Source organism: Acetobacter oeni (assembly GCF_011516825.1).
Classification (GTDB): Bacteria; Pseudomonadota; Alphaproteobacteria; order Acetobacterales; family Acetobacteraceae; genus Acetobacter; species Acetobacter oeni.
The window spans coordinates 223,368-231,387 of sequence record NZ_WOTA01000003.1; the positions used below are offsets into that span (position 1 = coordinate 223,368).

General features: G+C 53.9%; 10 protein-coding genes and 1 pseudogene. 5 read left to right on the forward strand and 6 right to left on the reverse strand.

The window, feature by feature from the left end; genetic code table 11:
• Window positions 1–173: 173 nt before the first annotated feature.
• The 3 genes from GOB90_RS03490 to GOB90_RS03500 are packed head-to-tail and all read left to right on the forward strand — an operon-like array spanning window position 174 to window position 1,648.
• Entirely contained in the window at window positions 174–698 is a 525-nt protein-coding gene (locus GOB90_RS03490; RefSeq protein ID WP_373322035.1) for a methylamine dehydrogenase light chain, read from the forward strand.
• A complete protein-coding gene (locus tag GOB90_RS03495; protein ID WP_173571901.1) occupies window positions 695–1,165 on the forward strand; it encodes a c-type cytochrome in 471 nt (156 codons plus the stop codon). The genes GOB90_RS03490 and GOB90_RS03495 overlap by 4 nt, the downstream gene beginning before the upstream one ends.
• A 48-nt stretch (window positions 1,166–1,213) precedes the next feature.
• Window positions 1,214–1,648 (forward strand): c-type cytochrome, encoded by a 435-nt coding sequence (locus tag GOB90_RS03500; RefSeq protein ID WP_242011753.1) that lies wholly within the window; start codon window positions 1,214–1,216, stop codon window positions 1,646–1,648.
• A 217-nt stretch (window positions 1,649–1,865) separates the two neighbouring features.
• Here GOB90_RS03500 and GOB90_RS03505 read toward each other — a convergent pair whose 3' ends face one another.
• Window positions 1,866–2,288 carry a hypothetical protein gene (locus GOB90_RS03505; RefSeq protein WP_146884675.1) on the reverse strand — a complete coding sequence of 141 codons (423 nt, stop codon included), beginning with the start codon at window positions 2,286–2,288 and terminating at the stop codon, window positions 1,866–1,868.
• A 294-nt stretch (window positions 2,289–2,582) separates the two neighbouring features.
• Between GOB90_RS03505 and GOB90_RS18940 the strand changes: the two genes are divergently transcribed.
• Entirely contained in the window at window positions 2,583–2,789 is a 207-nt protein-coding gene (locus GOB90_RS18940; protein ID WP_146884673.1) for a helix-turn-helix domain-containing protein, read from the forward strand.
• A gap of 371 nt (window positions 2,790–3,160) precedes the next feature.
• On the opposite strand, the gene GOB90_RS03510 is transcribed toward GOB90_RS18940, so the two are convergent.
• From GOB90_RS03510 to GOB90_RS03520, 3 genes are all read right to left on the reverse strand, one after another.
• Entirely contained in the window at window positions 3,161–4,294 is a 1,134-nt protein-coding gene (locus tag GOB90_RS03510) for a glycosyltransferase (RefSeq protein ID WP_242011754.1), read from the reverse strand.
• A 233-nt stretch (window positions 4,295–4,527) separates the two neighbouring features.
• Complete coding sequence (locus GOB90_RS03515; protein ID WP_146884669.1) at window positions 4,528–6,072, reverse strand: hypothetical protein; 1,545 nt, start codon at window positions 6,070–6,072, stop codon at window positions 4,528–4,530.
• A 384-nt stretch (window positions 6,073–6,456) separates the two neighbouring features.
• On the reverse strand, window positions 6,457–6,663 hold the full coding sequence (locus GOB90_RS03520) for a hypothetical protein (protein ID WP_146884667.1): 207 nt from the start codon (window positions 6,661–6,663) through the stop codon (window positions 6,457–6,459).
• A 107-nt stretch (window positions 6,664–6,770) separates the two neighbouring features.
• Between GOB90_RS03520 and GOB90_RS03525 the strand changes: the two genes are divergently transcribed.
• Window positions 6,771–6,980: a hypothetical protein gene (locus GOB90_RS03525; protein WP_146884665.1), complete on the forward strand. Its 210-nt coding sequence runs from the start codon at window positions 6,771–6,773 to the stop codon at window positions 6,978–6,980.
• A gap of 510 nt (window positions 6,981–7,490) precedes the next feature.
• Here the strand turns inward: GOB90_RS03525 and GOB90_RS03530 are convergent.
• Both GOB90_RS03530 and GOB90_RS19905 read right to left on the reverse strand, forming a co-directional pair.
• The gene (locus GOB90_RS03530) at window positions 7,491–7,892 is read right to left on the reverse strand and encodes an alanine racemase C-terminal domain-containing protein (RefSeq protein ID WP_146884662.1); all 402 of its coding nucleotides are present in this window, start codon (window positions 7,890–7,892) and stop codon (window positions 7,491–7,493) included.
• Window positions 7,893–7,904: 12 nt separating this feature from the next.
• Window positions 7,905–8,020 (reverse strand): annotated as a pseudogene (locus tag GOB90_RS19905) (IS481 family transposase); the annotation flags it as partial.

Below are 8,020 nucleotides of genomic sequence, written 5' to 3' on the forward strand. Positions count from 1 at the left end.
GTCTTCCTGCGCCCGTTCCGGAAACGAAATATCTGTTACTAACATGCCAATGGCGACAAAAATGGTCCGAACGGAGGGGCCTCTTCATGTTGCAGTCTGACAAGGTCGATACAGCCAGCCAGCGTGCAGGAAAACACGGGGGTGCCGTCGCGTCAGGCCCGTTGGATCGCGTAATGGAACGGTTGACACGGCTCATGGCCAGCCATTCCTCCCGACGCAGTTTTGCAGGTCGCGCCAGTGCCTGGCTGACACTTGGCAGTCTGATCCCGGTGCTGCCTGTCAGCCGCGCGTCCGCCGCTCCGGTGAAGCCGGCCAGCAAACCCAAAGCTCCGACACCTTTCGCGGCCAGCGCGCAAACAACAGACCCGACCGCCTGTAATTACTGGCGATATTGCGCGATTGACGGATTTCTGTGCGCCGCCTGTGGTGGTGGCGTGCATAGCTGTCCGCCTGGCACCAGTCCGTCTCCCACGTCCTGGATCGGCACATGTTTCAATCCCGCCGACGGTCGTTCCTACCTTGTGGCCTATCGCGATTGCTGCGGTCAGGATGCCTGCAGCCAGCCGCCCTGCCTCGGAACAGAAGGCGATCAGCCCAGTTACCGGCCACAGGCGAATAATGACATCATCTGGTGCTTTGGTACAGGTGCGCTACTATATAACTGTTCGACATCCGTAATTGTTGGGAATGCCTCATGATCAGGAAAGTTTCTTTCCTCCTTGCCGCACTAGCCGGAACAGCTTCGTTTTTTTCAGCTTCGGCCAGCGCCGCTGACGGACTGGCTCTTTACAACGCCAACTGCTCAGTCTGTCATCAGGCTGCCGGCGCGGGCATGGCCGGACAATTCCCGCCACTGAAAGGACGCGTAGACAAAATTGCGTCGTCACCGGAAGGTAAGGCCTATCTTGCCGACGTGGTCCTGACTGGCCTGCACGGCGCAATTACTGCCGCCGGGTCGCCTTACGCCGGATTCATGCCATCTCTGAAAGCTCAGAGTGACGACAATCTTGCTGCTATTCTGACTTACGTCTCCTCTCTGGGGGATACAAAACCAGCCCCTGCCTTTACCAGCGATGATATTGCGACAGCTCGCAAAGCACCGAAGAAAAATGCGGATATTCTTGCGGAACGAAATGCTCTGAATGCAACGCATCCCATCCCCTGACAAGTGAAAAAGGGCTTATTTTCGCTACTCCGTGATGTGCTGAAGATCATGTCTTCAGCAGTCATTGTCATACTGGAAGTAGCTTCTCCATCCCGGGCCGCAACACTTGGCCGGGCGACTACGAATTATCTGACCCATTGCGGAGGCTGCCACGGGATCGAAGGTGTTTCCGGTGCCAGTTTCGTGCCGCAACTCCGCGAAACTGTCGGTGTTTTCACCTGTTCTGAAGAGGGGCGGCGCTATCTCGTCCGTGTGCCTGGTGTTTCAATGTCGCTTATCAGAGACGATCAGGAACTCGCCGATGTCCTGAATTTCGTGGTGTTCCGAATGGGTGGCGCCAGCACGCCTCCGGGTACAAAACCTTACTCCGCAAGCGAAATTCATGATCTGCGAGCTGATCCTATTGTAACAACGGATATTCTGAAAGCACGTGCAATGGTTTTGCAGCGCTCTCTGGCTCTCTGTTCAGTTTCAGGGAAGTAAGCATTAAGCATGCCTTGTCGGGGCTGAGTTTACATAAAGCAGGAAATGATTTTATTTCAAGAAATAGTGAAAATTATTACAATATAAAATAAACATTAAGCGTAAATTTGAAATTGTATTAAATATATAATTTTTATTTCTATATTAAGGCGGGCCGGCTTTAAATAGCTCCCCGCCTTAATATATTGTCTGAAAGTGTAGCCTCGATCTTTTTCTATCAGTCTGTCGTTTGCGAAATGCCAGGCACGAAACTGACATCACTTCCTACAGTAACAGATTCTCCCGCTGCTGTTCGGCCAATCACGCTGCCCGGCGGCCATGCTTCAGGTGTTTGCAGCAAAAGATGAGTATCTGTGTCCGGCACAGCGAATGAATTCGTGGTGCCACCCAGCGTCCAGCGGGAAACCGGCCAGCGCAGGACGGGAAGATCGCTGCCTTCAGATCTTTCGAATAATGCAATTTCATAAATCGTCGACCAGGCCGTTTCCGTCGATACAATAGGCTGTGCAACAGGACGTGTTTCCCGTGTGCCATTCAGCGCCGCAAACTGCACGGCTGTCCGACTATAGCCGGAGGCAACCAGTTCCGTCCCACCCTCAATCAGCAGCCCCAGCCATCCATCAAAAAAATACTGACTCATCCATTCTACCTTACATATTTTTAAAGGCGTTTCTCAGACCTCTGTCCGCTGATTGCGAACGCAAAATAAATCAGCCCGGAATTGAAGCCGGTCTGATGCGCCTGATCAGAAACACTGAAGTCAGACAGAGTAAGGAGTCCCGCCGCGCGATAATCATGCATGTCCCTGGATGAAGACTTCTTTTTTGATGGAAAGGAAAAGCCGTGATTGACCACCCTGCATTCACGGCTGGTTCCCATAATACAAAACAGGGACGTGTAGTTTTCACGACAACACAAAAAAGTAGGTAATCTGATGTCTGGAAACACGGCCGTCCACGAAATGCTTACTGTCCGTGAGACACTCACAAAATTCGATATATCTCGTACGCGACTTTATCGCCTGATCAGCGACGGACGGGTCTTTATCGAAAAGGCGGGAAGACGAACGCTTTTACGCGCCACGGATGTTCGAAAACATCTTGATGCCGATAAACTGGACTACGCTATGCCACCACGGTAGCGTTACGAATGTCACCTGTTTTCATACTTTCTGCTGTCGGAGCGTTACACGCAAACCTGTAAGGAAATCGAAGCGGAGACAGATTTTTCTCATAAAAATATTGCGAAACTGTTCAATGATATTATCGGACGTGCCGCGCAGTCAGAGCATTCCAGCGCGAAAAAATGGCAAAGCAAAGCGCTTGCCGGTATGACCCGCCCCGAAGCCGATGCATATCTGGAAAAAATTGAAACCGAAATGAGAAGTCGCGCGGTAAATTCCGGGCAGAACCTCAAAAAAGAACGACCGCTGGAAAGTCCGTCTCAGGCATAATTATTGCGCGGATATATCAGTATGGGCGTCGGCCACAGCAACGCACTGCTTCCGATGTATTATCGCGTTTTCCAGATCAGAGTAGAAGAAACGGCATAGTTCCAGACCACGCCGATAATCGCACCCACCGCACTGGCCTGTCCCAGACCTTCACCTTTCGCGCGAAAAAGCTGAACAATGCCAATATTCGCCCAGGCCCCTACGGCGGAAACCAGAAGAAAGACAAGGAAACCACCCAGCAGACCCATGCCACGCAGACGCCGGTCACTATAAACCAGTTTGTTATCCAGCCAGAAATTACTGGTGATTGCGATGAGAGTGCTGATCACCTGTGCCGGACCGAAATCCATCCCGACGAAGCGCAGCAGCATCATGACAATCAGATTCACGCCAACGCCAGTAATACCGACCGTTGCAAACCCGATGAACCGGAGCGGCAGCCAGCCACGAAACAGCTTCTCAAGAATGAGGTCGACGAACTGAAGTAGCACAACTGCATCAAGTTTGCTCTCACCGGCCGCGCGGGGATGAAACGTGCAGGGGATTTCCTCAACCCGCACTTTTTCAGGTGCCGACAAAATGAGATCCATCAGAATCTTGAACCCCTGTCCGGACAGACAGGGCGCAGTCCGCACGAAAAGATCACGTCTCAGTGCAAAAAATCCGCTCATCGGATCGCCAACATGAACCGGCAGCATCATTTGCGCGAGACGAATCCCGCCATTGGAAAGCGCGTGACGCCACGCATTGGCCAGACCTGCATTATCGCCTCCCTCTACATGACGGCTGCCAATGACGATATCGCAGCGATCCTGAGCCAGAACGTCAACCATGGTACCAAGACGCGTCTGATCATGCTGAAGATCGCCATCCATCACGGCAATAAACCGAGCCGAGGAGGCCAGAGCTCCCTCGATGACAGCGCTGGAAAGTCCTCTCCTGCCAATACGGCTGATTCCGCGAACCCGCCAGTTTGCCCAGGCCAGCTGTCGGATGACTTCAATCGTGCCGTCCGGAGAATTGTCGTCAACGAAAATAACCTCCCAGTCTCTGCCGGCCAGAGCAATCTCCAGCGCTGAGACCAGAGGTCGGACGTTATCTGCCTCTCTGTAACAGGGCACGACGACAGTAATCTCAGGAGAACCGGCGCGCTCTCCGGTGCCGATGATTGTGGCAGCCGGTTCGTCAGGCAACAAAGGCATATCCGGACATATCTTTCTGTATAAATAATAACATCGACGACATCAGATGGGATTCCCGCCTGACGAAGACGGACGCAACCTTAACCCGGGCTGAAATCTGTAAATTTTTCGGCAACCGGGCGTCACGCTATCAAGCGTTCTCACCGGAGCTCCAGGGGACAGAGTTTCACCAGCCACGGGAAACAACAGGGGATTTGCCTCATTCTCACAGTGCCCCCTTTATATTACAAACCGAAAAAATAAAGCCGCAGCTTTCCGTCAGGGGACACCGGCCCCGGCTGACTATGGTCAATGGCTGACTTCAGCAATTCCTTCTGCCGGAAATGCTCTCTGTCTTTCTGATCGGAATCTGTCTCCCTGAAATCATCCGGAAGAACAAATCCGGAGAGCGCGTGGCTGTAAAGAAGCCGGGTGAGCAGCGCTGGATCGCCTCCCGTTGCTACATATTCGGTATAGTTGAATACATCGACCACGTTGTCCTTTCCCGCCCAGTAACAGATGGAAGCCATTGAACAGCCGACAGACCCGGGGCGCTGTCTCACCTTATCCACAAAAGCACGCCATCCCCGTGCCTCTGCCCCGATATGAACCGCATGATGCAGGGCTCGCGGCAGCACAACTCCGGCACTGACCAGAAACGGCAACAGGGCCACGAGCAGCAGACCACCCGCACCCGCATGAGACGCAAGCCGCGCAGGCCCTCTGACAACATCATCCGGTTCCCGGCGGGCCGCGACTGAAAGCGCCACACCCGTCAGAATGGACAATACGGTCAGCGGCTCAAACCAGGCGTTCATCGCCACGCCTTCGCCTGCTCTTTGAATTAACGTCCAGAAAATGGAACATACGGCAGCCAGAACCAGCAGACGCCCATGTAGCGCCCGCACTCTGCTTCCGATAAGAGTCATTGCTACGAGCCCCAGAGCCAGAATCTCTGAAGTCCGCCGTGCGCCACCCAGAATCCGCGAAAAATCGATTACACGAGGATGATGAAGCATATCCGTCAGAAAAACCGGTCCGAACAGGAGCACGCACACCCCGACAGCAAGCGCAGCGCAGACAGCCCCGCTTGCCAGCCAGATTGCCAGGTTGCCAAATCTCTCTCTGTTCCATCTGGACATGACCGCTATCGCGAGTTCCAGCGTCACTGCCGACGGCCAGGTCAGAACATTGTGCTTCACCATGCCTGCCGTCACCATCAGAGCCGCTGTAATGACAAGCCGGCCGGGCGTCAGACCGGAGTTGTCACCAGGGCGTGGCGATCCTGAAACAAAAACCAGCACGGCAGTCAGCATGATCGCGATGCCAAACCACTGGGGATCGTCCATCGCCACGTAATCATGGCTGAAGGCGCCCACATAGAGCAGTGGCAGCAAAACGGTCGTGGCAATCCCCGGCCCCCGGGCTCCGCAATGTCGGGCTATGGCGCCCGCTAAACCTGCGGATGCCAGCAGTGAAAGCAGAGCGATGACACGCCCCGCAACAATCATATCGCCGAACCACAATCCAAGGCAGCCGGTCACAAAGAAGGAAAGCGGCGGGTAGTTATTTGCGATCAGCCCTCCCGGCGCAGGATAGAGCGGCCCGCCCCCCAGCCCAAGCGCCCGCATGGCCGCATAGGCGTTCCAGCCCTCATTGTAATCCAGAGGGATCGGCGCACGCAGTCCAAGGACCGGCGCGGCAAAGAGAATCAGAACAGAGACGGCGATGACAGTCAGAGCAGGTCTGAACAGAACCCCAAAGCCGGACGATCCGGTATGCGCTGGCATAGACCCTACAATTCATTCATCCACCGGAGTGAAGTATATAACGGATATACTCGCCGGGAAAAAGGAGCATGAGCGCATAGCTCTGTCGTGTTTCTTTTCGTCTCACAGCGTATCCTTCGCAAGATCGGCAAAAATATTTTGCGGTATTGCGCCGGGTCTGACCCTATTTCGGATGACCGTTCAGGATTGCCGGAGCGATAGAGGGCATTTGCTCTGCAAATCCCGACAGAGTGGCATCTGCCGGCAGGAGCCGTCTTTTCAGCGGACGCATTCCTGTGGTTGCCTCGGAAGACCTCGAAAAAGCGTGCGGGCAGACACTGAAACCCTTAAGTTTCCGTTCTGAAAAGATACCACTTCCATCCGTTATTTCAGGGCTGAATGTCTTTACTCTGAAGGCGTCCTGCGTCCCCGCCGTGGCTTTCCCGTGAGTGGATTGATACGTAACTCACGCTGTGGTGGCTGTGTCTCATCCGGCACGACCCGACAGTCCTGTCCCTCAGCCCGTCGTGCCGCTGCAAACACCTCAGCATGAGAAAGCTGAGCCGCCTGATACAGAACCTGACCTCCAAGTATAACTTTATGCTGTTTCATGCTTCGATCCTGGCACAAAAACAGCGGAGCCCGAAAAACACCTCTTTTTCACACTCTTTTCTGCGGACATGCTGGTCTTTTCTCCATCTGCCCGCTACTCTGACAGGATGAGCGAAGAAGACTGGACAACCCAGAGCCCCGAGTCTGCGGAGGCAGACGAGGAAGCTGATCGTATAGATCGGGCAGCCGGAATACCGGAGCCACGTCAGACATCCGGTAGTTTCGTGATGTCCATTGTTGTGCCGGTGATTATCGGCGGTATCGTCCTGATCGGCGCATTCTGGTGGGGGGCAGGACAACTGGGTCTGTTCGATTAAAGCACGAGGCCCCTTATTCCGGCTTCCTTGCCTCAATAAAGCACTAACAGCCGCGGAGGGCTGACTTCAAAAATCTATACCATTGTCGATGCCGCGGGAAAGGCTGTCGCTCTGTCTCTGACAGCCGTATAAAGGGCAGCCATCACCAAAGCAAAACCATTGCCGAATGAAGTTGATTTCGAAGCCTTTATCGTCGGCAAGGCGTATGACGCTGACGCATTTATCAACGTTCTTGAATACCTGCAGATTATACCAGTCATTCCATAAAAGAAAAACTACCGTAATCCACGATAAATCCGTTTCTCACTTTACAAAAAGAGAAATATTACCGAATATTTTTTCACCAGACTGAAGCAGCTCAGGGGCATTGCAACATACTCGACAAGCTGAAATCAACCTTCCTCGTTGCAGTGCAACTCGTCTCGACTGTTATCGGACTTAACTAACGACACGCCTTGGTTTCCAGACCGGGGACCGGGCTGGCGACGCTGGCACCGGGAACAAGAATTTTCATAAGGTTTTTTCAGTAAGGATTTCAGACGTGATGTAGTCCCGGTGAAAACGGTGTCCAGGGGATATGAGGACTTCATAGCCAATGGTTCTCGCCGCTCGTGCGGCGTCGTCCACGCTGTAATGCGGGCCAATGAGGTCGACCGGCATATTTAGGGCCAGCATCTGCTCAGGTACATCGGACATATCTCTGATCACGGAGTGCGTCGAGACACACCCCGGAAACGGCAGGCGCGTGCTTCCGGACCAGGCGCAGCCCTGTCGGCTGCATAGCGGGCCAGCCCCGTTCACGTATCCAATCGCCACGACAGCCACCCGGGGTGCTGTGGTCGCCTTGTATGTCAGGCTGTGTAACCGACGCCGGAGGGGGGATGGCAGACTCCGCGTTCGGGGTGATTCCATAAAGAGCGGTGCCTAGCTGTCAGGTTGTGAGACGTCATTGGCATAATCGAGGATTTCGTCGACCTGTTTCATGATGTCACGATTGGCTGGTTTGACGTAATCAGGATTACGAGATGCGGGATGTTTTT

What these genes read in the sequence shown, in the direction of transcription:
- GOB90_RS03490 (WP_373322035.1), top strand. Translation starts at nt 174, where the DNA reads ATGGAACGGTTGACACGGCTCATGGCCAGCCATTCCTCCCGACGCAGT.
- GOB90_RS03495 (WP_173571901.1), top strand. Translation starts at nt 695, where the DNA reads ATGATCAGGAAAGTTTCTTTCCTCCTTGCCGCACTAGCCGGAACAGCT.
- GOB90_RS03500 (WP_242011753.1), top strand. Translation starts at nt 1,214, where the DNA reads ATGTCTTCAGCAGTCATTGTCATACTGGAAGTAGCTTCTCCATCCCGG.
- GOB90_RS03505 (WP_146884675.1), bottom strand. Translation starts at nt 2,288, where the DNA reads ATGAGTCAGTATTTTTTTGATGGATGGCTGGGGCTGCTGATTGAGGGT.
- GOB90_RS18940 (WP_146884673.1), top strand. Translation starts at nt 2,583, where the DNA reads ATGTCTGGAAACACGGCCGTCCACGAAATGCTTACTGTCCGTGAGACA.
- GOB90_RS03515 (WP_146884669.1), bottom strand. Translation starts at nt 6,072, where the DNA reads ATGCCAGCGCATACCGGATCGTCCGGCTTTGGGGTTCTGTTCAGACCT.
- GOB90_RS03520 (WP_146884667.1), bottom strand. Translation starts at nt 6,663, where the DNA reads ATGAAACAGCATAAAGTTATACTTGGAGGTCAGGTTCTGTATCAGGCG.
- GOB90_RS03525 (WP_146884665.1), top strand. Translation starts at nt 6,771, where the DNA reads ATGAGCGAAGAAGACTGGACAACCCAGAGCCCCGAGTCTGCGGAGGCA.
- GOB90_RS03530 (WP_146884662.1), bottom strand. Translation starts at nt 7,892, where the DNA reads ATGGAATCACCCCGAACGCGGAGTCTGCCATCCCCCCTCCGGCGTCGG.